Source organism: Aequorivita iocasae (genome assembly GCF_016757735.1).
GTDB lineage: Bacteria > Bacteroidota > Bacteroidia > Flavobacteriales > Flavobacteriaceae > Aequorivita > Aequorivita iocasae.
This window is the reverse complement of sequence record NZ_CP068439.1, coordinates 1,392,849-1,418,403: the sequence shown is the minus strand read 5'-3', so window position 1 is coordinate 1,418,403 and position 25,555 is coordinate 1,392,849. Positions and strand designations below refer to the sequence as shown.

The following is a 25,555-nucleotide window of genomic DNA, read 5'->3' as shown; positions in this document are numbered from 1 at the left end:
TTTATTCCGTTCTTAATGCTTCCACAGGTTTTACCTTTATTGCGTTTTGCGCAGGAATTAATCCCGCCAAAAGGCCTGAAACTATCAATATTGTGAGCGCTATGAATACTACACCTATGTTCACGGAAGGATTTATAAACATCATTTCACTTGTATCCATTCCGCTGAGTTTGTAATTAACTAACCATAAAACCCCACTGGCCAGAACGATACCCGCCATCCCTGAAATGATGGTCAAAAATATGGATTCAAGCAATACCTGGGCGCGAATGCTCCAAGGAGTTGCACCCAAAGCACGGCGAATTCCAATTTCTTTGGTTCGTTCTTTTACGACGATCAACATAATATTACTGATACCAATAATTCCCGAAAGCAGTACCAAAATCCCAACAAAATATGCTACAAAGTTAAGCGCTGTAAACAGACCGTTTATTTTGCTGTATTCTTGATAAAGATCAAAATTACCAACAGCCCTATCGTCATTTGGATTTATGGAATGACGTGTTTTTATAACATCAAAAATCTGGTTTTTTAAATTGGTTATGGAAAAATCATCCTGCGCAGTTATTGCCATCCAACCCACAATATCGCCCATATTGAACGCTTGCGAAAATGATGTGAACGGCACGTAGATTTCTTTTTGCATTTCTTCGGGATCACCATTGTTCCCTTTCTTTTTATAGGTACCAATGACTAAAAAATTAACACCGTTGATTTTAATATAAGAGCCTATTACTTCTTCTCCTGGGTTGTAAAGCGCACTTTGCACCCCACTACCTATAATGGCTACTTTTCGCTTTTCATTTATATCTGAATAATTTATAAAGCGCCCGGAAGTAATATCCATAGGCTGTTGTTGAATAATTTCGGGATAATCACCATAAACATTAAAAGCACCTGTTTGAAGTCCACGGACTACATTATTGCTTCCTCGAAACCCACCTAATTGATTTCTTGGCGAAACGAAGCGCAAGCCTGGCACTTGCTGTTTTATGGCATCAACATCATCTGTCTTAAAATTGTATCTACGTCCTTTGGGCAAACCTTTATAAGGCTGTGAAGCCGTTTGGGCCCACATAAACATAGAGTTTGTGGCCATGCCGTTAAAACCTTGTTTAATGCCGTTTTCCAAACCGTTGCCAGCAGCGAGTAAAATTACCAGAATGAAAATTCCCCAAAGCACTCCGAAAGCAGTCATAACGGTCCTAAACCAATTGCTGCTAAGAGCTTCAATTATTTCTGCCCAACTGTCTCTACTAAAAAGTTTACTCATCACGCAAAGCTTCTATAGGTTTGATATTTGCGGCTCTGTATGCAGGGAAAAATCCAGCAATGGCTCCTGCCACTACGAGAATAATAACCGTTGTAATTGCAACTGAAAAATCTACGGATGGGTTTCGTATATAATCGGTTTCAATAAATGGACCTACAAGTTGAAGTAGTATCAAACTGAAAATCAATCCCACAAAACCAGCAATTGCGGTAACAAAAATAGATTCGTGCAAAATCATTACAATTATTGACCACGGTTGAGCACCAATTGCTTTGCGCACGCCAATTTCTTTGGTACGCTCTTTTACAATGATGAGCATGATATTGCTAACGCCCACTACGCCCGCAATAATGGTACATATTCCCACACCCCAAAAGAACCAGCGAATCATATTGTTAAGATCGTAAAATCGTTTTGCGTGCTCTAAAGTATTGTTCACGTTAACTGCTCTTTCGTCGTTAGGCGCTATGGAATGCTTTGTTTTTAAATCTGCTTCCAATTCTGCCGAAAAGGCTTCAGATGCCGCTAGGGCGTCTTCATATTTGTCGTGTTTTTCCAGTGTAAATGCAAGGGACCGAAGTTTATCGCCAGCATTATAAACACGCTGTGCTGTGGTAAGGGGAATGAATATGCGCGTTTCTTCACGTTCGCCGCCAGGATCGGTATAAACTCCTACTACCTTAAATTTTATTCCTGTAATGTCTATATACTCACCAAGCGCTTCCTTTCCTTTAAAAAGATCGAGATACACTTGATTACCGATCACGGCATTTTTTTCAAAAGAATTCAAGTCGTTTTGATTGATGTACCTTCCCACGACCAAGGTTTCATTTTCCAAAAACTGGTAATCGCCACGCACGCCCTCTACCCTATAGCTGCCGCTTTCCTTTTTATAGGTGGTCAATTGTCCCCATCTGCTATAAACTCCAGATTTAAGTTCAATCTTGTCGCTATTTTTGTTCACCGCCATTTCATAGTCGCGGTTGTCCATTTCTATAATTCTACCGGGATTCAACCCTTTATATTCTACAGATGTAACGTTTGTCCAGACACTGATGCGGTTAGTGGCATCGTTTTCAAATTCCTTTGCCACCCCATTGGACATTCCTTGACCGATTGCAAGCAGAATTACCAAAATAAAAATTCCCGAAGCCACAGAAAGACCTGTTAAAAAGGTTCGCAACTTGTTTTTTTGAATTGCTTCAAAGATTTCCTGCCAGCGTTCAATATTAAACATAGGCTTCGCTTTTTGCCCGAACTTGGTTTACAACGGAATCGTCAATAATAATTCCATCCTTTAAGTTTACGATACGTTTGGTCATATGTGCAATATCATCTTCGTGGGTAACGATCAAGATTGTTTTGCCTTCGTCATTAATGCCTTGTATGAGTTCCATTACTTCGTATGAAGTTTTGGTGTCGAGCGCTCCCGTAGGCTCATCTGCCAGTAGAACTTTTGGATCGCTGGCCAAAGCGCGGGCTATTGCCACACGTTGCTTCTGGCCTCCGGAAAGCTCGTTGGGAAGATGGGAAGCCCAGTCTGCAAGACCTACTTTTTCCAAATAGTGCATTGCTTTCTCAACGCGAACATTTCTTTTTACGCCTTGATAATAAAGTGGCATCGCCACGTTTTCCAAAGCAGACTTGTAGTTGATAAGATTGAAGGATTGAAAGATAAAGCCGAGAAACTTATTACGGTATCGGGCCGCTACCTTTTCGTTTAAGTTTTTAATCAAGGTACCGTCCAGGTTGTAGGTGCCTTCATCTGCTTCGTCAAGAATACCGAGAATATTGAGCAAAGTAGATTTTCCGGAACCGGAGGAACCCATGATTGAAACCATTTCGCCTTCAGAAACCGTGAAATTTATTCCTTTTAAAACATGGAGCGAATTTTTACCCATGTGGTATGACTTGTGAAGGTTTTTAATCTCTATCATCCTGAAAATTGTTGATTTACAAAATAAAGGGGAAATTCCCCTCCAAATGTGAAATTCTTGTTAAGACTTGGAAAACTTTAATGGCCTCAAGTATTTATAAGACTATTATAGGCGACAGGTGTTACACCTCCTTCCGAAAAACTATAATTTTTTTTCTTCTCGGGCCTTTTTGCGGCTTCTGTAAATAGCATAGCCAATGCCGCCGATTAATAGGTAAGGAAAGATCATTAAATAAACAATTCCGTTATTGATGCCTTTGGCGGCTTGACCACCTTCCTCACTTTCAAGAACGGCCCGGCACATGGCGCATTGGGCCTCAGCGGGAAGTACGAACACCAAAAAAAGAAGAATTATTATATAAGCAATTTTAAGTTTCATAGTCTATTAATAATAAGGAGAAATCATTAAATAAACAATTACCCCTGTAACCGCCACATACAACCAAAGCGGATAGGTGATGCGTGCAATTTTTCGATGCTTATAAAATTGTCCCGAAATGCCCCTAACATAGGTAATCAATACAAAAGGAATAACGGCAATGGACAATAATATATGCGTTAAAAGAATAAAATAGTACACATATTTGATGATTCCTTCACCACCAAAGGCGGTGGAATCAGAAGTCATATGATAGGCCACATACATACCCAAAAACAAAACCGAACAAACAATAGCGGTTTTCATAAGGCGTTCGTGAAGTTTTCGGTTTCCTTTTTTTATTTGATAAACTGCAACCACTAAAATGATGGCAGTAAGGCCATTAATAGTTGCATAAATAGGAGGCAAAAACCCCAATCGTTCCACTCCGGGAATCCGTACGGTAAAAAGAACGGCAACAGCTAGGGGAATGGCAATGGAGAGTATCCATATCCACACATTGTAATTTTTTGTCGTTTGGGGAGAAGTTTGCATAGGTTATAAAAGTTTTTTTATGTCTTCTTTCAACATTTGTATTCCTCTATCTTCCAACCCGTCATAGTATATGATGGGGTTTCCGTTTTCATCCTTACGGGAGCGAATGTTTCCTTGTTGATCCACAAGGGCAAAGAAACCGGAATGTTCAAAGCCTCCCTCTATTTCGGGGGCTTCGCCTACATATAGATTAAAGCCTTCGTTGGCAAGTTTGAAAATTTCTTCTTTTGGTCCAGTGAGCAGATGCCATTGGGGTTTGGTAATCCCTTTATTTTGGGCATATTCCTTTAAAACTTGGGGCGTGTCATACTCTGGGTCGATTGAAAATGAAACAATGCCCACTTTGGGATTTCCTAAAAACTCATTTTGGATTTTCAACATATTCTCCGTCATAATAGGACAGATGGACGGACAGGTGGTGAAGAAAAATTCCACTACATATATCTTGTCCTTAAAATCATCGTTGGTGATGGTTTTTCCGTTTTGGTCCGTAAAATTGAATTGTGGCACGGAACCTATTGTTTCAAGGTTGGGTTTTGAAAAGGAGTTGATGATTTTAGGCACCGCCCAAATTCCAAAAACCAAGATGATAAACGAAATACCGATATAGGAATAATTTTTTTTCATTTTTCAGATATTACTGTTGCAATTCTATATTTCTCGGTCTGTATTATACTTTTTTAGCGCCCTTCTATATTCGGCAAGCAATACCTTAACATCGTCGCTCATTTTATTGTTTATTTCAGCAATGTTACTGGAATCAAAACCGTACATAATGCCTTCATCATCATCGTCATCGCGGCCACGTAGGCTTCGCTCTTTATCAATTATAAAAACATAAGGAGTGGAGACATTCTTATCCAGTGTTATATTAGACTTTAAGGATTGAAATACTTCTCTGATACTTTCTTCACTTCCAAAAGCGAAAAACCACGCATCTGTAGGGGCAATCTGTTTTAGCTTTTCTTCAATGCTTCGGGCTTGCGCCTCTGTACCCTTTGGTAACAGTATAACAAATTGAAATTCATTAAACTGATGGTTTTTACTGTAAATTTTATGCGCCAGATTATAAGCATAGGCTCTGTGCGCCTCCAAGTCACTTCCAAAGAAACCCAGAACCGTTATATGTTTTTCAAGCTGCACAGGCTTTCCTTCCAATGTTTCAAAATCATGCAGTTCCGCAATGGAAGGGGTGAGTGTGGGCAGGGTGGCAAAATTGTTTTCTCCGGAAGCAAAAAAAACATAGGCCGTAATGGGCAGTAAAAACAGGATGCCGAGCACCAAATATTTTTTCATTGTCTGCATTTTAAACTACTTTATAAAACTGCAAAAAGTAGGTTTGCAAAAATAAAGTGTAAAAGGGGGCTGGACAATGTTTTGGGTGTTAATTTTAAAATTTCAAACAATAAAAAACCCTCACAAGGAGGGCTTTGTTTATTGTTTTATATTTTGATTAAAAATCGAATTTTATAAATCCAGATTTATATACCTCAAAAATATAATCACCTTCTATTAGAACTAGTACCACCAAATAGGCTATTAGGAAAATTGAGGTCCAGATTATCGCCCTGCGCAGGCCGCTTGTTTCATCGCGCATGTGCATAAAGTCCCAAGTAATGTAGTATGCCTTAACAATAGTAAGAATGATGAAAATCCAGTTAAGTAGCTTTAAAGCCAGAAAACGAGTATCGATTAAAAACTCCGGGCGGATGATACCCAGTGCCACCTCCACGATGGTAACTATGGAAAGAAATGCAAATACACCCCAAATTTTACTAACGTTTGACTTGAATTTAACAGCGCCCCTAAAGATTGCTAATTTATGTTCGTGTGCCATTTTTTAATTTTTTTGAAATCTATACAAGATAAAAGAATGTGAAAACAAATACCCATACCAAATCTACAAAGTGCCAATAAAGACCTACTTTTTCGACCATTTCATAGTTATTTCGGCGTTCATAGGTGCCTAATATGACATTAAAAAATATGATAATGTTTATCAAAACTCCCGTTGCTACGTGGAACCCGTGGAAACCTGTAATGAAGAAGAAAAAGTTAGCAAACAATGGATGCCCATATTCGTTGTGGCGAAGGTTTGCGCCTTCTACAACGAGTTGTCCATCATTTACAACTTTAGCAATGGATTCTTGCCTTGATAAAATAATATGGTGGCCGTGTTCGTCTTTATGCTGCAGCCTAACTAAAAGGTTGTCATTTGCCAAGAAACCAGCCTTCACCTGCTCAAAGGAAACTGTTGGCAGATACTCTGTATCTTCCGCGAACCAAAGGCCGTTTTCACGGGTTTGTGGAATGCGATCTCCATCATTAATAGCTGCAAAATCCCTTATCGCTACACGCTCACCCTCTTTATCAAGAAATTGGATGATCTGCCCTCCTTTGGTTTCAATTGCTCCATAATCTCCTTTAATGAAAGTAGCCCATTCCCAAGCCTGTGAACCCAAGAAAATAAGTCCACCAATAATAGTAAGGAACAAATATAGAATTACTTTATTTTGTTTCATTTTGTGCCCAGCATCCACGGCCAAAACCATGGTTACGGATGAAAAGATCAAAATAAAGGTCATAAACGCCACATAATACATAGGCGCTTCTACTCCATGCAGAAAAGGAAAGTGGGTAAATACTTCATCGGCGATAGGCCAGGCATCTACAAATTTGAATCTTGAAAATCCATACGAGGCAAGAAATCCTGAAAACGTCAAGGCATCAGAAACGATGAAAAACCACATCATCATTTTGCCATAACTAGCTTTCAACGGTTGATTTCCGCCACCCCAGGTTTTTCCTTCGGTACCTGTTTTAACAACAGTAGCTTCCATAAAAAGAATTTGGTTTTAAATAAAGGTTCAAAAATACGTTTAATTTTTATTTAACGAAATATAAAAATAAAAACAGGTAAATCCATACAATATCCACAAAATGCCAAAAAGTTGCAGCTAGTTCAACACCAAGGGTTTTACCGTTTTTATACTTTTGTTTATAATGATTATAAATTACAACCAAAAGCGATATCAACCCCACAAAAACGTGCGCAACGTGCAATAATACTACCAAATAGATAAATGAGGTAGTGATGCTACTGGTTGGGCCCGTAAAATTATAACCTTTTTGGATTATTTCCGCAAAACCCTTAAACTGAAAAAACACAAACAAAGTGCCCAATAAAAAGGTTGCCGCCAAGAGAAGCATTCCACGTTTGTTTTGTTGTTTTTTAATAGCCCTAAGCGCAAAATGAATGGTAATGCTACTAATAATTATCAAGAAAAGGCTTGTATAGAATGCCTGTGGAATTTCAAAGCTAGAAATCCAGTCAGGTCTTTCCTTGCTCACTACGTAAGCACTAGTGAGGCCGGCAAAACTCATTGTTAAGCTTATAATTCCAAACCAGAGCATGTTTTTCTTTGCTCTTGCTATTTTTTTTTCTTCACTTCCTTGGGTCAAATCCATCGTTATAGTTCATTATATGTTTTCCGAATACTTAGCGTTTCGGTTATCGCAAAAATTTATCTGCAACGTAAATTATTTGCAGTAATGTAATATAGCTTACGCTAGCCAGCATAAGTTGTTTAGCGGCTTTTGAAGTTTTTTCTTTGTAAAGTCTTAAGGCATAATACAAAAGTCCGATGCCTAATATTCCGATTAACGTTCCCGAAAGCGGGGTTAAATAAAGTTTTCCGGTAATTCCCAAAACAGGAATTAAGGAAACAAGTACGGTCCAGATTGTATAAAGAACAACTTGTATGGCAGTACCTTTATCGCGTTTTCCGTTTGGGAGCATATAAAATCCTGCTTTTTTGTAATCATCAAAAAGAAACCAGCCAATGGCCCAAAAGTGCGGGAACTGCCAAAAAAACTGGATCATAAATAATGTTCCTGGTTCAATACCAAATTCTCCTGTAGCGGCCACCCACCCCAACATAAATGGAATGGCCCCCGGAAACGCGCCCACAAATACAGAAAGCGGCGTTTTGGTTTTTAAAGGCGTGTACAGGCTCACGTACATAAAGATTGAAATGGCCCCGAACATTGCCGTAACGGGATTGATGGCATAAAGAACAACCACACCAACTGCCGTCAACAAACTAGCTAGTATAAATGCCGTACGGACGGTCATGTGGTTAGCAGGCAAAGGTCTGTTTTTAGTACGCTCCATAAGCGCATCCAGGTCTTTTTCGATGATTTGATTGTAAACATTTGATGCGCCAACCATACAGTACCCACCTACGCACAATAAAAAAAGTATATAAAAATCAATGGAATCTGTCCCCAGCAAATACCCAGCGACCGAAGAAAAAACAACGCTCACCGAAAGCCGAAGCTTCGTGATTTCGGTAAAATTCCTGAGAAGGGATTGGGCAACAGACTGTGATTGAGAAACGGACAAGCTCTTTTTTTTAGGCTGCGCAAAGATACGCTTCCTGTATTTTTTCCGCAATATATTATCAATAATCTTATAGCATTATTTCAGCATTTTTAGTAATTTCAACCTCTTTTAAAATTCAAAAAAACATGTTTTCAAAATTATTTACAGCAGCGGTCTTATTATTTTCGTTTTCAATGGCCTTTTCTCAAAGTGATACTGGGCAAAAGATAAATACAAAACTCATTAAAGTAAACAACAAAATCTACATGCTGCAGGGCAAGGGGGGTAATATTGGCTTAAGTTTTGGCAATGATGGTATATTTATGATAGATGATCAGTTTGCAGAACATATTGAGCAAATCCAGGAAGAAATTAAAACCGTTAGCGAAAAACCTGTCCAGTTTTTAGTGAACACACATTTTCATGCTGACCATACTGGAGCAAATGCCGTTTTGGCCGAGGCGGGCACTGTAATTTTCTCACATGATAATGTACGGGTTAGGCTGCAAGAGATGATAGAAAATGAAAAGAAAAAGATTCCTCAAGAGATACTCCCCATGGTTACCTTTTCCGAAGACATGACATTTTATTACAATGGCGAGAAAATTTATGTTTTTCATGTCCATAATGCACATACTGATGGCGATGCATTGGTCTATTTTACCAAAAGTAACGTATTGCATACAGGCGATGTTTTCTTTAATGGAAAATACCCATACATCGACACTGCAAATGGAGGCAGCATCATGGGCGTAATCAATGCGCTTGAAAAGGCCAAGTTACTTATTAATGAAGAAACAAAAATTATTCCCGGCCACGGAGAGATTGGCAGTTATAGCGATCTTCAAAAGACGATAGATATGCTAACCAACACTTACAAAAAGGTAACTGTACAATACATCAATAAAAAGACGGAGGAAGAGATATCACAAATGAAGGATATCACCCAACTCTACGATAACGAAGGTTACGGCAATGGCTTTATAACTACGGAAGCCTATTTAAAAATGCTTTATAATGAAGTAGCCAAAGAGCGAAGCTATATTGAGGACAATGACGAAAAGAACCGAAAAGCCCTAGAAAAGATAGAACAAATGAAAAGAGAACGAAACGAGAAACAAAAAAACTAATACAAAGCCCGTATTACAATCTAAAAATCATAATACCAATTAAATAAATCTGTTCTTATTCCAAAATTAATCCAGGTTGTTTGGTTTTCAAATACCGTTTGCGTATTAATTTTGGGATCAAAGCTTCTGAATATAAAACTTCCGTAAATTTTTAAATTTGTTGCAGGATTTATTACATAACCTGCTTGAATTTCAGCGTGAAAGAAATCGGTAGTATTTCCTTGGGCCAATTCGTTTCCGTTATCTGAAATGCGATCGTCCTCAGTTCCATAAATATCCCCTCCGTAAAAAAAAGAATCTTCCGGTGTATTGAATTCAAACCCCCGTTTTGCGACAATAAACTTTGCGTCGCCATAAATTCTTCCCTTTTGGTAACGTGCTATTCCTATAAATTCAGAAAAATTAGCCCCCAGTGTATGTGCCATAGACTGATTGTTGTGACCATAATTTAGCACGACAGTATTGTGGGAATATGTATAGGGGCGCACTCTATTGTACTCTGTTTGTAAATACAGATTTTTTAATCCAAAGGCATTGTAATATTTTAAGCCCAATTGATACCCAATCTTGTTTTTATAGCTCCCATTTCCTCCAAAAATATCACTGGAAGAAAATTCATCGACAATAAGCTGTCCATAAAGATTAATCCTATCATTTACTTTGTATTTAGTACTTAGGCCAATCAATGCATTTCCACCACGGGAGCCGGTAGAAAATTCTATGGCGCGATAAAAAATAATTGGGTTTAGGTAATTTACATCAAAACCGCGGCCGTTATCGTTCTGCCAAATAACGGATTCGAAAAGTCCGATATTCAGTCTTTTAGTGATGTTATAGCTTAAATAATGATTGGCAATATACTTTGTTCGGAAGGAGCCATCTTCGGTAACCTCGGGGCGCACATCGCGCAGGGACATCCATGTGTTTGTGTATTTCAGTTTCCAAAAAGTAGTATTTATTTTGAAGAATGGATATGGGCTTGCATTATCACTTGTTAATAATGAGCGGTAACCATCTCCCAAAAATGTTTTACCGTGGCCGAATTGGATATTGAAATAGTTTGAAGGTGTATAAGAAATGTGGCCTGTAGCTATAGGATAGTCATAGGAATCTGACTTAAAACCTTTTGCAATCCCTCGCCCGGGGATTATAGCGGGATTCCCACCGTCTGGACGTATAGATTCTGCATACCGGTTAAAGTAACCTGCAAAACGGCCTTGGCTTTCATAAATAACCCCAAAAAAACCAATCTGCTTGCCGATTCCTCCTTGCGTATACACTAAGCGTGTATTATTATAGGTATCTATATCTGCGTCAAAATCCTTTCCCGCTTGAAGATCCACCCCCGGGTCCAGCGTTAACCAATAATCCTTCCCCTTAATGGTTATGAAATGCTCGTTCCAAAGCTTGCGCCCAAACCATGAGTTTTTGTTTTTTAAAATTTCTTTATTGGCATTCTCAAAATCGTAATATTTATTGACTTCAGAATAGATATATGGCTTTTGAGCCGTATGGTTATTTAGACCTACGCGGTTTAGTGCTGGATCAAATAAGCTGTAATTATGATGTGAAAGTGGAATATTGATATTGCTTCGGTATTCTTCATTTTTATAAGGCAGATTTTCAATAGCATCATATTCTGTGGCTAACAGTTCCCTGTCATTTTCCTTGCTAACCTCAGTAGCTTGCATAATTGTTTCGCCGGGAGGAACTAATGGAATGGCAATAGGAAAGGTAAACTGTACGTAGGCCGGTATGCCATTATAGGTTGCGGGTACTATCTCAGGAAGCAATTCAAAAACCCTTCTAGCTTCGGTTTTTAATTCTTTATATATTCCATCTACATATAGCACCTTGAATTTTCCTTCTTTGGTAACCTCAAAAAGTACATTAACATTTCCTTTATAGTTTTCAGAAAAAACTATTTCGGGCACCTTAAAATTTTCAAATATGAATTGTTGCAGAGTATTTTTAAAACAATTTTCCAGCGCATCAAGATCAACACTTTTGCATTGGTCAAAAACCGGATATTTCTCATATTGCGCTGAAGGAGTTTGTGCTAAAGAAACTATGGAGAAACCGAAAATAAAAAGAAATAGAAACTGCTTCATCACGTCTGCTTGTTTAATTCCGAAAGATACAGTTTTTTTATAATGACCGAAATCAAAAAAAGCCCCCATTTTAAAGGGAGCTTTGAATTTTAAAAAATGGGACATTACTTGATATTGAAAACAATTGGCACGGTGTAGAGCACTTCTACATTTTTATTGCCCTGTCTGCCCGGTTTCATTGGGGGCAACATATTTATTACACGCTGCCCCTCTTTTTTTAGGTTTACGTCTCGTGAAGTAGCAACTACATCAGTAACATAACCATTGGCGTCAATTTTAAAATTTACATAGATTCTGTGCGCTTCATTTGTTTTTAAATCTTCGAGTACTTGTTGTCTGAAATTTTTCTGTATGAACGAATTGATTTTTGAAGACATACACGCTATTTTTTCCGAATTAGAACCCTCATTTTCACAACCCGGAAAGATAGGAACGAATTCAACGTTTGCAACTGTTCTTGGTTTATTTGAATCTGTAGTTGGAGCACTAACCGTAGGCGCAATGGGTGGATCTACAGTAGGGATTTCAGTAGATGCAATAGAATTTTCTATTATTGGATCGGTATTTGGTTTTACATCGAAAGTATTACTTTTCACTTTTGCTATAGGCTCTCTTTTTTGCGGAAGTTCTTTTTTGGGCTCAACCTGCTTCGGTTTTTCTAAATCAATTTCATAATCATGAAATGGAAGCTCCTGCATTACAAAAGTTTCATTTGCAGCGGTTTGATAGGTTCTAATTTTAAAATCAGCTTGCATTATGAAAAAAACGATAAGCAAACTAACGATAACGCCTATTTGAAAAAACAAACGTGAATTCCAATTAATGTTTGTTTGTTTTTTTTCAGCTCTTTTGTTTCGGGTATTCTCTACAGTTGTTTTCATAATGTATGTGTTTTAAAAGGTTAACACTTTATAAAACACAACTGTTATGCCAAAACGCACAAAACCCCGTCTTTACTGTGGTAAGGACGGGGTTTTAAAATTTAAAATATTTTTTTATTGGATATCAAACACTATTGGAAGCGAATAAAGTACACCCACTGGTTTTCCACGTTGTTTTCCTGGGGTCATATTTGGCAATGAGCTTACAACCTCCATTGCTTCTTTTTCAAGTCTTGGGTGTGGCGCACGCGCACGAACATCCGTAACTCTTCCGTTTTTGTCAATCTTAAATTGAACCGCAATCCGTTGTCTTCCTTCCAGACCTAAATCTGAGGCAAGGTCACTATTAAATTTTTTATTGATGAATTCGCTAATTTTAGAAGACATGCATTTCTTTTTGGCATCGTTCCCATTTTCTTTTTCACAGCCGGGATAGATAGGCACGTTTTCAATTACAGCAAAGGGAACATCAGCAATTTCTTCTTCAACTACTTCTTCTTTAATTTCCTTAACCTCTACAATCTTTTCTTCTTGATTGGTTTCGGTAGATTTTATTACGGTTTCTTCCTCTTCCACTTCATCTTCCATTACCTCAATAACTTCAGGCGCTGGTGGCGGCGGTGGCGGTGGCGGTGGCGGTGTTAATTGTTGGGTGATTGGAATTTCTTCCTCAAGTTCATCACCTACATCAAGTTTTCCGTAATCATTATCGGATTTATCATAGGTTTTCCATTCAATTGCCTGCCAGGCCAAGAAAAGCATTACAACCATTCCGAGCTGGAAGAAAAGCATGCTCCTGCGGCTTACATCTGCTTTTGGATTTTTTTTGGGTTCCATAATAGTGGGTTTAACGTGTTGCTAAAATATAGAAATTATCATTCAATTTAAAACTTAATTGAAATTTTAAGCATTTAAATATTTTTTTATGTTTTTGAAAAAAAAGATTCCGAGCAATGACCCTGTAAAGTTTGCAGCTACATCGAGTATATCTGCCTTTCGAGAAACCGTAAACTGGTCTTGCAATATCTCAATTACTATGCCATAAAGAAGTATTGAAAATAGAAGGATTAATATCCATCTGGTTTTTATTAAGAACCCATTTTTAAAATATATAAAGAGCAGCCACAGATTTATAAGAATAAAGTGTATGGTGCTATGGACAATTTTATCTATTCCCGAAAATTCTATTTTCGGCAATGTTGGATTAGAAACAAAAAAAAGAACAGATATTACGCAACTGTACAGTACTGCAAGAATCAACAGGTTTTTAGCCCGCAATAAGCGCTTTATATGCGGCATCGTCCAAGAGTTCAGCTATTTCATCTGGGTTGGATATTTTCATCTTTATCATCCAGCCTTCACCATAGGCATCTGTATTTACTTTTTCAGGTTCGGATTCCAAACTGTCATTGAATTCGATTATTTCTCCAGAAAGTGGCAGAAAAAGATCAGAAACTGTTTTTACGGCTTCAACAGTACCAAAAACTTCTTCTTTCTCCAAAGTATCGCCCACTGTTTCTACTTCTACATAAACGATGTCTCCAAGTTCACTTTGAGCAAAGTCAGTTACTCCAATGGTGGCTATGTCGCCGTCAATTTTTACCCACTCGTGGTCTTTTGTATATTTTAAATTTGATGGTACATTCATAAGTCAATAAATATAAAGGTTCTTAATTTCCAAAGTTATAGCGAAGAGTGAATCCACTTCTAATTGTTGTTTGCGGAAATGCTGTTGAAATAGCATATTCCGAGAAGGTATGATCATAATAGAACAGGGCTGTAAGGTTCTTGCTCAATGCATAATCAATAGACAATTGTGCCCCGTAAATGGTCTGGCCGGCTGTAGTCTGATTGTTATCAATGTCCAGATACCTAATTATGGTTATATTATCTCTTCGGGAAAGATCTACCTTAAAGTTCAAATCACTTGTAATAACAGATTTTTTTCCACCAAAATTAGTAGCAATACGAAGATCCTTTATGCGGTATCCTAGACCAATAATGTATTCATTCCCTTTTATTTCCGTTAGCAGGTTGTTAGCAAAACTCAATGATAGCGCACGGTCCTTTCGCATTTCAGCCAAAATCTTTACTGAATTGTTCATCTCAAAATCCATACGTAGCAAAGGCGAAAACTGTTCGGTCAAGTTTACATTTGTAAGAAGTGTCTTTGCCTTAAAATTTCCTGCCTGATCCACTGCTTCAGGATCATTTGGATCGTAATCAAGATTTGACTGGAATTGGTTTACCGTATAGGAAGCTCTATAGCCATGGGTAAGTGAAAAACGCTTGAAGTTTTTCTTAAACCAAGGGATGTTCATAAGGCCAGTGTATTTTATATCCCAGTTTGGAAGCGGAATATCCCTTAAAATACCAGTTTTTTCCTTTGAAGCATCGCTTCCTTTGTAAGCAGCAAGAAATGAGGGCAACAATACATCTTGACTATTTCTACCGAACCCAACTGGATAACCATCGGCGGTTCGCTCAAATGGTCTTCCCTGGTAGTATTCCTCAGCAAGTCTGTTTGCTATTGTTAAACGGTTACTTCGGAAATCATCAAAAGCCGCAGAACTGTTTTCATCGCTAGTGGCAAAAGCCGTTTTAATCAAAACCGTTGAAATATTAAAGTTTCCAAAGGTTGTGGGCGTTAATGAATTGTATAATCCATTTTCTACAATATAGTTTTCTGTGTAGTTTTCAGAATAAATTCTACTTCCGTTTATATCGATGGTTAAATCATTTATAGGCTCCAGATTGGCTTGAATATCCATTTGGCGGCTTTCTACTTCAGTGTATTGTTCGTTAAATTCTGGATAAAGCGTTAGCCATCCTTTTCTGGCTGCTAATTCCCGCACTTCTGCCTGACTTCCGAAAACAAAGCCTGTAGTTGGTTTAAGCGTTCCTATAAAACCGATGGAAGGCAAGTAACCGGGAAGGTAAATACCGTTATTTTCTTGATAGTTGAATTGAATTTTTCTAAGCATGGTAGCAAAACCTATAACCGTATTTATAGCTTTATCGCCAGCGTTCAATCCATCTTCAGCACCTGCACCTGCGCCTCTGCCCAAAACGTTCGGGGAATTGTTTTTTCCGCCACTAAGCTCGCCATTTTCCTTTTCTTCAAGCTTGCCCTCACGTGCTGATTTTTTCTCTTCACCACCAGATTTCTCATCTCCAGTGCCGCTACCGCTTCTACTTTCGCCACCTGCGGAATTTCTAGGCTTGCTCTTCTTAATTTTTGTTAGACCAATATAACGGTAGAAACCGTTCATATCAATACTGGAATTAATTTGGTGCGTACTGGCATTCTGTATGGAATTTCCTAAATTATAGGTGTTTGTGGTTCCATCGCTCAGCTGAATTGGAATTTCGTTAAATAAGTCGCTACTTGCCTGCCATTGGTAATCTCCGGTATAGGAATAGGTTGCTCTAACAAATTTTAAGAAAGGAAACTTGCTGAAAGGCAAATCATAATTTAGCTGAAGTGACTGGAAATGCTGGTTAGGCTCCCCTACATCAAAAAAACCATCCCATACACCTATTTCATTATTAACAAAGCCCTCATCATCTACATAGTTATTTACTACCCTATTGTTTGATGAAGTGAAATTAAAACGGAGTGATTTAGTTAAATTATGGTTGATGGTGTACTGCCAATCAAAAAGGAAATTACGTTGGTATAGAGTTGGTAGGCCAATATTTCCTGGCAATAGATTTATCTCCCGAAATTTCTGCTCATTGTACTGACGTGTAATATTTGAACTTACTGAAATGTTTGTTGGCAAATAATTAAAGTTAATGTCCTTTAGGAATTGCCAATATTTTCCTCTAAAAAGGGAATCGTTCTTTTTGAATGGTTCTACAGGTTTCGCATTAAAATTGTAGTTATAAGTTGCTCCTGCCCGAACATTTTGCTCCAGTGCATCTTCAACTTCAAAATCATGATGGTCCGTCTGGTTATAAGAAAAAGACCCCGTAAAGTTTTCCACGTCATATACTTGCGGCTTGCCTTCACCGGTACGCTCTTTTCGGACTCCTATGAAATTTACGCTTTGTCGTTTCGTATAATCTACGGCCTGTTCTTTAATTGCGTCCTTTTCATCTTGGTCTTCTGTATTGTCTAGACGGGTCTCCAACTCAATATCCTGGAATTCCGGATCGTATTGCGGTGTGATCAATTCTTCTGATCGCCCATAATTGAAAGGTAATTGAATGCCCCATTTCTTCGGCATTAACTGCCCAAGATTTACATTTGTTACCACATCGTATTGCTGTAGATCCTCACGGCTTCTTTGGTTTGGACCCTGTTCAAGCGAACCGAAACCAATAGTACTTTTCTTGCCTGTAGCGCTTATGGTTGCAAAGTCTGCTAGGTTGGCATCCATACTTACCACAGCAGCCCATCCGCCTTCATTATTGAGTTCAGACATTCTAAGCTCGTTGAACCAAACTTCTCCACATATATCATTAGAAGAGGCATTTCTAAGACCTAACATGATGGTACGAACGTTCCCAAAGCTTGGGTTACCTTTTATACCTATTCGCAATTCATTTTCACCGCCGGTATCACCGCCATCAAGTTCAGATTGATTAAAGAAGGTTACTTCTGTTGGATCAATGCCTGAATCTCCCAAAACCCTTGTTTTTACTTGCTGAAGCAACTCTAAAGGTAAATTTAACCTATTAGCAAGGGGCCAGATTTCCTCTGCGCTGGTAGCCCCAAAATTTGTTGGGTTTAAAGGAATTTGAATTTCATAATAGTTATTGGTAAGGTCATTCCCCAAACGCATAAACGCTACCAATTGTCCATCGGAAAGCCCCGTTTCATTTTGAAGTGATTCGGCGTGTATAAACATTTCCAGGTTTTTGTACTGGCGCATGTCCACATTAAAGTTTTTATATACTGAACGGCCGTCGTTTGGTTCCAATCCACACACCCTTAAAGAGATTGATTGCTCATTTTCCCGGATAATATTATTGTTGTTGTTCAATTCCTCGCGCTGCAGGCCGGGGGGCAATCTATATGGAATAGGCTCTCTGTTTTCGTTTTCTTCAATACTTACCGCTTCTACTTCAAAAACCGTATCATCCTGTGATGGGTCTTCTCCTGTAATATCCAATGTTTGCTGAAACCTTCTGTAATCGCCACGTACCAATTCCATGGTTCCAAAACGCAAAACTGTATTTTCGGTAAATTGGGAAAGGAACAAACGCATAAAGCGAATGGATCTGTAATCTGAAATTCCATTTACTGCTTGGTCGGGTTTGCTGATAGGAATTTTAAACTGCACCCAACGCACCGGAATAACATTGTTATTTTGTGTAGTTACTTCCAGTTCTTTAACATCTGTGATAAACTCATTGTTTTCACGGCTCATTCCCGGATAAACCGGTACATTATATTCAAAATAACTGTCAATCGTGTTCATGGTGTTATCACGATTTATGTCTTCCACATCAGGCTGGGCAGTGCTTCCTCTGTTGGTATTTGTAACTTCTACTGGAGAGTTTCCTTGGGTACCGTTGTATTTTAAATAACGATCCAAAATATTTCCTTCGCCCTGTAAGAAGTATTGGTAATCATCATTAGCAGGGTCCGGAAGGCCAGCAAATGCGGGAAACTGCGCACTTTCAGAAGCATTGTCTAAACCATCATAACCAACATCCTGATTGATACGTTCTTGCCCTTGAGTATCAAAAGTATAGACCAACGATTGGTTTGTAGGTACTTTACCCCATGCCGTTGTAGTAGTATTTGCCGTACCTCCATCTTCGGGAAGTCCATTTTCATATTGCTTTCTACCGTCTTTTAGCACGTCTTCGGAAATACTTCCAAGGTTAAAATTGATAGTTCCGCCAGGGTTACCGTCGTTTTCTTCATAGATGAAGGGGTCCATAACCCAAAATTGGATATATTCTACATTTGATTGTTCAAAATCAGTTGTAGTTAGTTGTCTCATTATTCCCCCAAAATTATTTTCTGGGTTGGGAAGATTGTTTGTTCCCGCTGCAGCAGGATTGTAGTTGTATTCACCACGAGTTGATGGATAGTACGCCAAATCTAGTGTGAAAAGCGCCTGTGTCTGTCCCTGGACAATATCTTGGTTTGGGAAAATTTCATCCCTGAACACACGACGTGCAAATGGCGAAGAAAGATCCTCATCGTTAATTCCGCCGGGGCGCTGACTACTATAAAATATGGGGTCGATGGTGTACCATGCTAATTTTGCTCTATTGTAATTATAGCTTAAATTATCATTTGCTACTTGGCCTCCGAAACCTATGGGAGTACTTGCTAAAAACCAACTGGATGGAGCGCTGATGTCATTCCCCGTTTGTGAGGCTTCAAAATCATCTACATACACGGTTGTTTTTCCATCAAAATCAGAAACTTTAGGGGCTCCGGGCTTTAAGTAAGCAAATTCACCGCGCAGGGAAATGTTTGATTCTACATCGGTATCTATATTTGGAAGCTTATTTACCAAGCGAGTTAAGAATGGCACTTCGGTTGAATAATTCAAATTAATACCATAAATACTGTTGTTGATAGGCTCAACACCATAGGAAGACTTTTGGGTCAATGGGCGCTCGTTGAGGTTTAAATAAGTAGCCCCTATTAAAAACTTATCGCTAAATTTATGTTCTATGTTCAATCCGGTAAAACGCTTGCTTTGCTGTCCGAAAAGTGAATTATTCTCCGTACTTACCGAGATTGGAATGTTACTATTCAATAAAGCGGGATCTAAAATTTGAACCCTTCCTAATTGATAGTTTACCGTGTAATCTACACCTTCAACCAATGTCCTTCCGCCTGCAGTAACCGTAACTGACCCCTGTGGAATGTTGAAAGCACCTATTGGAATACCGTCGGCGCCGGTTGATTTGTAACTTCCTTTTAATTGAAATTTGTTCTTTTCACTTTCCTGTTGCTCAGCCTGTGTTTTAGTACCAGTATAAAGGGTTCGGAAAACGTATTTCTCCTGATTGGCGTTGTAACTTGCAGGAATGTTATAATTAGCAGGTGCGGCAGGCACGTTCAATTCATCAAATAAATGCTTTCCAAAAGGCTCTACTGTGGTGAAGATAATTCTTCCGTTCTGAGCATCTACCGTTATGCCTGGAAGAAAATCGAAAAAACCATCTCCTCCTTGAACCGGGTCATTATTAAAATTCAATCTATCCAGGTTGAAAACCTTTAAAAGGATTTCATCCTCCACATCTTCCGGAAGGTCTGGACCGCCCTGAACCTTTTCAATATAGTTGAGAGGAGAAGGATCGGTATAGAATATATTTAGGTTAAAATCTTCCTTTTCAAGTTGGTATGCTCCAATGGGGTAAATGTTTTTCATCATCAAATCCCACACTGGCTCTTGTACGTTTGTAATACTGCTCTTCAGAAGTTTTACCACAAGGTTTTGCGCAAGCGTTGCTTCTCCTCCCGGAGGGTTGTTCCCTCCACCGGGGGTTCCGCCATTGGCTTCCACCCCATCGTTAGAAAACTCACCTACTTGGTATACTTTTCCATTCACTGTAAACTGGTATGATACAGCTAAAACTTCGTCATTGGTCAATCGCTGGTTAAGCGAAATATATCCCAATTGTGAATTTAAGGTATATTCTCCCGGGTCCAATCTTCGGGCGTTTTCCAAGGTTACATAATCGGTTCCTTCACTTACTTGTACTCCCGTAAATCCTTGTCTCACGGTTGCAACGTCACGAATGGCAGGGTTAAGCAATGTTTGCGCCCCTCCATTGATCCCAAAAGGGTTAAAATCGTTATTTCCGTTATCTGGATAGGCGCTTCGAGTTGCATTTATAAAACCACCTGGAGGTACGGTCAATCCAATATTTGTTGGGTCTGATTCCCCAATATCTTGCAGCGCTACAATGTTCCGAACATTTTCTGTACGGCTGGTGCGATTGGTAATCCAAACCTCCATTCGCGTAACTTGCACATTGCTGTTTATGAATGGGTAAAGCTCTAAGGCACGATCATAATTATCCCTAAAATAATGCGCCAAAAAGAAGTGACGGTTGTCGTCATAATCCAATGCAAAAAGTTCAAAATCTGTAATGGTCGCGCCGCCTTCTGCGGTAACGGTACGTGTTTCAGATTTTTGTTCAGAGAAAACCCCTGTTATGGTCGTGTTGCCAAACTGAAGCTGTGTTTTTACCCCAAAAAGACTTTGCGCCCCTTGTATCAAAGAACTATTTAAAGGCATACTTACGTTACCCACTTCTATTTTTTGGATGATGTCATCTTCAGTTGGGGTGTATTCCAGCTTTATCTGGTTTTGAAAATCGAAAGTGCTCTCGGTATCGTAATTGGCAGTAACCTGAAGTCTTGTTCCAACCTTAGCCAAAAGACTTAAGCTAATGCGCTGGTCAAAATCAAAAGAAAAATTGCTTCGGTTTCGCGGCGAATATTGTGGGTTGTCCTGTTTGGTATATAATAAGCCGAGGTCCATTTCCACGGAACCTTGAGGGATTACTTCAATAGTATTCCCGCCAAAAATAGATTCAAAGAAATTTGAGTTTACATAGAATGTTGGCAATAAATTTTTCTGTTGTTCTTCAGAGCCTTCCTTTCTACCATCGGCCGCATCAATTTTTTCTTTGAAATATGCCTTCATCTGTTCCTCTTGAATAAGTCGCTGATATTCCTGAGGAGTAAGGATTATGGGGTAAGTAATGTTAAAACTGCCCAAGGTCTGGGTATAAATATATCTATCGGTTATGGGGTCATAGGTATAAAGGTCCTGTATACTAATGGGGGTGGGAAGGTCCATCCTGCCCATCTCGTTGCCTACGGCTGTAGAGTCTTGCGCCAGCGCAGCATTGCCGATAAATATGAAACTTATTATTGCTAAAAGCTTGAAAAAGCCACCCTTGTAAACGTAATTTTTTGCCTTCAAATTTTACAAATTTTTTAAAGCTTGTTTAATAATCATTTCTGCCGATGCCTGCGGATTATCCTTAACAATGGCATCCACCACTTTCTCAGACTGTTTGCGAACAAAGCCCAACGTCTCCAAAGCAGATAACGCTTCATTTTTGTTAGTATTGCTTGTTCCGGTAGAAATAGACGACAAACCGTACACTTTTAAAATTTTATCTTTTAAATCCAAAACCACACGTTGCGCAGTTTTGGCCCCTATTCCTTTTACTGATTGTATTGTTGTTATGTCATTTTGCGCAACTGCATCTAGGACTTGGTCTGGTGCCAAGGAGGATAACATGGTACGAGCAATGCTTGCGCCAACCCCTGAGACACTGATCAACAATCTAAAAATTTCTCGTTCAGCAACACCTGAAAAACCGTAAAGTGTATGGGCATCTTCCCTAACAAGCAAATGCGTATATAGTTTAACATTTTCACTGGTGGGGAGTTCGGAAAATGTGTGTAAGGAAATATTGATAAAGTACCCTACTCCATTACATTCTATCACTACGTCGGTCGGGTTTTTTTCAACCAGTCTGCCCTGTATATGGGTTATCATGTGTTAACGAAAACTTAAAGGCTCAAATATAGTATAATTATTTGCAACATCCATTGGGGTTTTTGGGAAAATATTGAATACAAAAAGCTTTGTTTTATTTGGATTCCAACTCCCGTCCTCGCTTCTCTTTTTGCTGCGCATCCACAACTGCTACGGCGCTCATATTTACAATTTCTTCCACGCTAGCGCCCAGTTGTAATATATGAACGGGTTTGCGCATCCCCAACATAATCGGGCCAATGGATTCCACGCCGTTCAATTCCTTCAACAATTTGTAATTGCTATTTGCAGAATCAAGGTTGGGGAAGATAAGCGCGTTCACTTTTTTGCCCGCCAACTTTGAGAATGGAAATTTCTTTTGAAGCATTTCGGGGTTCAATGCAAAATCGGTCTGTAACTCGCCATCCACAATCATATCTGGATTGCTTTTGTGGAGTAAATCTACAGCTTCCCGCACTTTAGTTGCATGCGGGTCTTTAGAAGAGCCAAAGTTGGCATAGGAAATCATAGCGATCACAGGTTGCACACCGAACATTTTCATGGTATAGTTGGTCATCTGTGCAATTTTGGCAAGCTCCTTTGCTGTGGGGTCTATATTTATAGATGTATCAGAAATAAACAAAGGCCCCCGCTTGGTAAGCATCAAGTTTGTTGTTGCTACTTTGGTAACACCTTCAAACCTCCCCACCGTTTCAAAAACAGGAACGACTACCGATGGATAAGAGCGGGCGTACCCAGAAATCATACAATCCACATCGCCTTCGCTAAGCATCATTCCAGCAAAATAGTTTCTTTCGCGAACCAGCTTTTCAGCAGTATAGAGCGAAATGCCGCTTCTTCTTCGCTTTTCCCAAAGTTTTTGGGCGTAATGTTGAAGCTTACCTGTGTTTTCATCATTTTTTGGATCTATTATTTCAAGTTCGGCATCAAAATCAATTTGTTCCATCAGTTCCAAAATAATTTCCTTCCTTCCCAATAGAACAGGGGTGCCGATGCCCTCTTCGAAAACAATTTGCGCAGCTTTTAAAACATCTAAATGATCGGCTTCGGCAAACACGATACGTTTTGGGTTTAGTTTTGCACGGTTCACCAACAATCTAATGATTTTGTTATCGCTGCCCATGCGCTCATAGAGTTCGTCTTGATATTTTTCCCAATCTGTAATTTCAGTGGTAGCGACACCGCTTTCCATAGCAGCTTTCGCTACTGCGGGCGGCACGGTGGCTATCAATCGTGGATCAAAGGGTTTTGGAATAATGTAATCCTTTCCAAAGTTGAGCTTGGTTTCGCCATAGGCAATATTCACCTGTTCTGGCACGGGTTCTTTGGCGAGTTCTGCCAAAGCCTTTACAGCGGCCATTTTCATGGCTTCATTAATTTTAGTTGCACGAACGTCAAGTGCGCCGCGGAAAATAAAAGGAAAGCCAAGTACATTATTTACTTGGTTAGGGTGGTCGCTACGGCCAGTGGCCATGATAATATCTTCTCTTGTTCTAATGGCCAAATCATATTCAATCTCTGGGTCGGGATTTGCCATTGCAAACACAATTGGGTTTTGCGCCATGCTAAGAAGCATTTCTGGCGACACAATATCTTTTACGGAAAGGCCCACAAACACATCGGCATCTATCATAGCCTCCTCCAAAGTGTCAATCTTACGGTGTGAAGCAAACTCAGCTTTTTCTTCAGAAAGATCTTCACGGTCTTTACGAATTACACCCTTACTGTCAAGCATAACAACATTTTCAGCCCTTGCACCAAAGGATTTATAGAGGCGCGTGCACGAAACCGCTGCCGCACCAGCACCGCTGATTACAATCTTAACCTCTTCAATGTTTTTTTCAGCTATTTCAAGGGCATTGAGCAAAGCAGCTGCAGAAATGATTGCAGTACCGTGCTGATCGTCGTGCATTACGGGAATGTTTAGCTCTTTCTTCAGCCTTCTTTCTATCTCAAAAGCTTCTGGGGCTTTTATGTCTTCCAGGTTTATTCCGCCAAAGGTTGGCGCAATATTTTTTACGGTGGCTACAAATTCATCAATATTTTCAGTATTTATTTCAATATCGAAAACATCAATATCTGCAAAAATTTTGAAGAGCAAGCCTTTGCCTTCCATCACCGGTTTTGAGGCTTCGGGGCCGATATTTCCCAAGCCAAGTACCGCAGTTCCATTAGAAATTACGGCAACCAGATTTCCTTTGTTTGTATATTTATAAACATTGTCCACATTTTTTTCAATCTCCAAACATGGCTCTGCCACTCCGGGCGAATACGCCAAGGACAGATCCCGCTGTGTAGCATATTTTTTTGTGGGAACAACCTGAATTTTCCCAGGTTTCGGCTTGGCGTGGTATAAAAGGGCTTCTCTGCGTCTGCTTTGTTTGCTCATAATTTGGAATACTATAGTTGGCTTATACTATTGATTCTGTTGTAATTTTAATTCAGCAACAGAACTTACAAAGTTATAACCTTAGGTGGAATGGCGAAAGTTTGGAGGTTAATCTTTCAAAAAGTTGATGTTTCTTTTTAATCCTGAAAATTTGGTGCGTTTTACTGCGCTATTTTTAAAAATTTTCTGAAAAACATCCTCGGTTATTTCTTCCCAATCTTTTTTCGTCATTGATAAAAGTTCGGGGTGCGGGTTGAAAAGTGGTTCGCTGTGCGTCTTACTGAAACGGTTCCACGGGCAAACATCCTGGCAAATATCGCAGCCAAACATCCAATCCTCAAATTTTCCTTTTTCAGAAATTGGGATTTCATTTTTCAATTCAATCGTGTAATAGGAAATACATTTGCTGCCATCCACAACCCTATCGGCAACAATTGCGTTTGTTGGGCAAGCGTCAATACAGGCGGTGCAACTTCCGCAGTGGTCTGTCACCGGGCTGTCATATTCCAAATCCAAATCGATAATCAATTCTGCAATAAAATAGAACGAGCCCAATTGTTTTGTAAGTAAATTGCTGTGTTTGCCAATCCAGCCCAACCCACTTTTTGCGGCCCAAGCTTTATCCAGCACTGGCGCAGAATCAACAAAGGCGCGACCGTGCACTTCGCCTATTTCATCTGAAATAAAATCCATCAACTGCCTCAGTTTATCTTTTATGACGAAATGATAATCGGTGCCGTACGCGTATTTTGAGATTTTATAGGTTTCGGAATTTTGCGTTTCTGAAGGAAAATAATTCAGCAACAATGAAATAACACTTTTGGAATCGGGAACCAAAAGTGTTGGATCCAACCTTTTGTCAAAATGGTTTTCCATGTAGGCCATTTCTCCGTGCATATTTTTATTGAGCCAGTTTTCGAGGTGCGGCGCTTCTTCCTCAAGAAATTCTGCTTTGCTTATTCCGCACGAAATAAACCCCAGACGTTTGGCCTCAGCTTTTATTAAATGTGAATATTTTGAAGAATTCTGAATCACTCA

General features: G+C 39.2%; 21 protein-coding genes. 1 reads left to right on the top strand and 20 read right to left on the bottom strand.

Annotated features, from left to right (window positions below; translation table 11 throughout):
- Position 1: 1 nt before the first annotated feature.
- The 11 genes from JK629_RS06570 to cyoE all read right to left on the bottom strand — a co-directional run bounded on the left by JK629_RS06570 (position 2) and on the right by cyoE (position 8,527).
- Positions 2 to 1,273, bottom strand: coding sequence for an ABC transporter permease (locus JK629_RS06570; protein WP_202337809.1), 1,272 nt, complete (start codon positions 1,271 to 1,273; stop codon positions 2 to 4).
- Positions 1,266 to 2,510 carry an ABC transporter permease gene (locus tag JK629_RS06565; RefSeq protein WP_202337808.1) on the bottom strand — a complete coding sequence of 415 codons (1,245 nt, stop codon included), beginning with the start codon at positions 2,508 to 2,510 and terminating at the stop codon, positions 1,266 to 1,268. The genes JK629_RS06570 and JK629_RS06565 overlap by 8 nt, the downstream gene beginning before the upstream one ends.
- On the bottom strand, positions 2,503 to 3,210 hold the full coding sequence (locus JK629_RS06560; protein WP_202337807.1) for an ABC transporter ATP-binding protein: 708 nt from the start codon (positions 3,208 to 3,210) through the stop codon (positions 2,503 to 2,505). Before JK629_RS06560 ends, JK629_RS06565 begins: the two co-directional genes overlap by 8 nt.
- A 141-nt stretch (positions 3,211 to 3,351) precedes the next feature.
- Positions 3,352 to 3,588, bottom strand: coding sequence for a hypothetical protein (locus JK629_RS06555; RefSeq protein WP_202337806.1), 237 nt, complete (start codon positions 3,586 to 3,588; stop codon positions 3,352 to 3,354).
- A gap of 6 nt (positions 3,589 to 3,594) precedes the next feature.
- Positions 3,595 to 4,122: a DUF420 domain-containing protein gene (locus JK629_RS06550; protein ID WP_202337805.1), complete on the bottom strand. Its 528-nt coding sequence runs from the start codon at positions 4,120 to 4,122 to the stop codon at positions 3,595 to 3,597.
- Positions 4,123 to 4,125: 3 nt separating this feature from the next.
- Positions 4,126 to 4,749 carry an SCO family protein gene (locus JK629_RS06545; protein ID WP_202337804.1) on the bottom strand — a complete coding sequence of 208 codons (624 nt, stop codon included), beginning with the start codon at positions 4,747 to 4,749 and terminating at the stop codon, positions 4,126 to 4,128.
- Positions 4,750 to 4,773: 24 nt separating this feature from the next.
- Positions 4,774 to 5,418 (bottom strand): hypothetical protein, encoded by a 645-nt coding sequence (locus JK629_RS06540; protein ID WP_202337803.1) that lies wholly within the window; start codon positions 5,416 to 5,418, stop codon positions 4,774 to 4,776.
- Positions 5,419 to 5,575: 157 nt separating this feature from the next.
- The gene (locus JK629_RS06535; RefSeq protein ID WP_202337802.1) at positions 5,576 to 5,959 is read right to left on the bottom strand and encodes a cytochrome C oxidase subunit IV family protein; all 384 of its coding nucleotides are present in this window, start codon (positions 5,957 to 5,959) and stop codon (positions 5,576 to 5,578) included.
- Between the two features lie 19 nt (positions 5,960 to 5,978).
- Positions 5,979 to 6,962, bottom strand: coding sequence for a cytochrome c oxidase subunit 3 (locus JK629_RS06530; RefSeq protein WP_202337801.1), 984 nt, complete (start codon positions 6,960 to 6,962; stop codon positions 5,979 to 5,981).
- 46 nt (positions 6,963 to 7,008) lie between these two features.
- Positions 7,009 to 7,590, bottom strand: coding sequence for a cytochrome c oxidase subunit 3 (locus JK629_RS06525; protein ID WP_202337800.1), 582 nt, complete (start codon positions 7,588 to 7,590; stop codon positions 7,009 to 7,011).
- Between the two features lie 43 nt (positions 7,591 to 7,633).
- Positions 7,634 to 8,527: a heme o synthase gene (gene cyoE / locus JK629_RS06520; protein ID WP_202337799.1), complete on the bottom strand. Its 894-nt coding sequence runs from the start codon at positions 8,525 to 8,527 to the stop codon at positions 7,634 to 7,636.
- Positions 8,528 to 8,652: 125 nt separating this feature from the next.
- Between cyoE and JK629_RS06515 the strand changes: the two genes are divergently transcribed.
- Positions 8,653 to 9,636: an MBL fold metallo-hydrolase gene (locus tag JK629_RS06515; RefSeq protein ID WP_202337798.1), complete on the top strand. Its 984-nt coding sequence runs from the start codon at positions 8,653 to 8,655 to the stop codon at positions 9,634 to 9,636.
- Between the two features lie 20 nt (positions 9,637 to 9,656).
- On the opposite strand, the gene JK629_RS06510 is transcribed toward JK629_RS06515, so the two are convergent.
- From JK629_RS06510 to queG, 9 genes are all read right to left on the bottom strand, one after another.
- Positions 9,657 to 11,747 carry a gliding motility protein RemB gene (locus JK629_RS06510; protein ID WP_202338009.1) on the bottom strand — a complete coding sequence of 697 codons (2,091 nt, stop codon included), beginning with the start codon at positions 11,745 to 11,747 and terminating at the stop codon, positions 9,657 to 9,659.
- A 104-nt stretch (positions 11,748 to 11,851) separates the two neighbouring features.
- On the bottom strand, positions 11,852 to 12,628 hold the full coding sequence (locus JK629_RS06505) for an energy transducer TonB (RefSeq protein WP_202337797.1): 777 nt from the start codon (positions 12,626 to 12,628) through the stop codon (positions 11,852 to 11,854).
- A gap of 114 nt (positions 12,629 to 12,742) precedes the next feature.
- Positions 12,743 to 13,465 carry an energy transducer TonB gene (locus JK629_RS06500; RefSeq protein ID WP_202337796.1) on the bottom strand — a complete coding sequence of 241 codons (723 nt, stop codon included), beginning with the start codon at positions 13,463 to 13,465 and terminating at the stop codon, positions 12,743 to 12,745.
- A 66-nt stretch (positions 13,466 to 13,531) separates the two neighbouring features.
- A complete protein-coding gene (locus tag JK629_RS06495) occupies positions 13,532 to 13,825 on the bottom strand; it encodes a VanZ family protein (RefSeq protein WP_202337795.1) in 294 nt (97 codons plus the stop codon).
- 70 nt (positions 13,826 to 13,895) lie between these two features.
- Entirely contained in the window at positions 13,896 to 14,276 is a 381-nt protein-coding gene (gene gcvH, locus JK629_RS06490) for a glycine cleavage system protein GcvH (RefSeq protein ID WP_202337794.1), read from the bottom strand.
- A 22-nt stretch (positions 14,277 to 14,298) separates the two neighbouring features.
- Positions 14,299 to 21,543, bottom strand: coding sequence for a T9SS outer membrane translocon Sov/SprA (gene sov / locus JK629_RS06485; protein WP_202337793.1), 7,245 nt, complete (start codon positions 21,541 to 21,543; stop codon positions 14,299 to 14,301).
- A gap of 3 nt (positions 21,544 to 21,546) precedes the next feature.
- Entirely contained in the window at positions 21,547 to 22,128 is a 582-nt protein-coding gene (gene ruvA, locus JK629_RS06480; protein WP_202337792.1) for a Holliday junction branch migration protein RuvA, read from the bottom strand.
- A 94-nt stretch (positions 22,129 to 22,222) separates the two neighbouring features.
- Positions 22,223 to 24,517, bottom strand: coding sequence for an NADP-dependent malic enzyme (locus JK629_RS06475; protein ID WP_202337791.1), 2,295 nt, complete (start codon positions 24,515 to 24,517; stop codon positions 22,223 to 22,225).
- Between the two features lie 108 nt (positions 24,518 to 24,625).
- Positions 24,626 to 25,552 (bottom strand): tRNA epoxyqueuosine(34) reductase QueG, encoded by a 927-nt coding sequence (gene queG / locus JK629_RS06470; RefSeq protein WP_202337790.1) that lies wholly within the window; start codon positions 25,550 to 25,552, stop codon positions 24,626 to 24,628.
- Between the last annotated feature and the right edge of the window lie 3 nt (positions 25,553 to 25,555).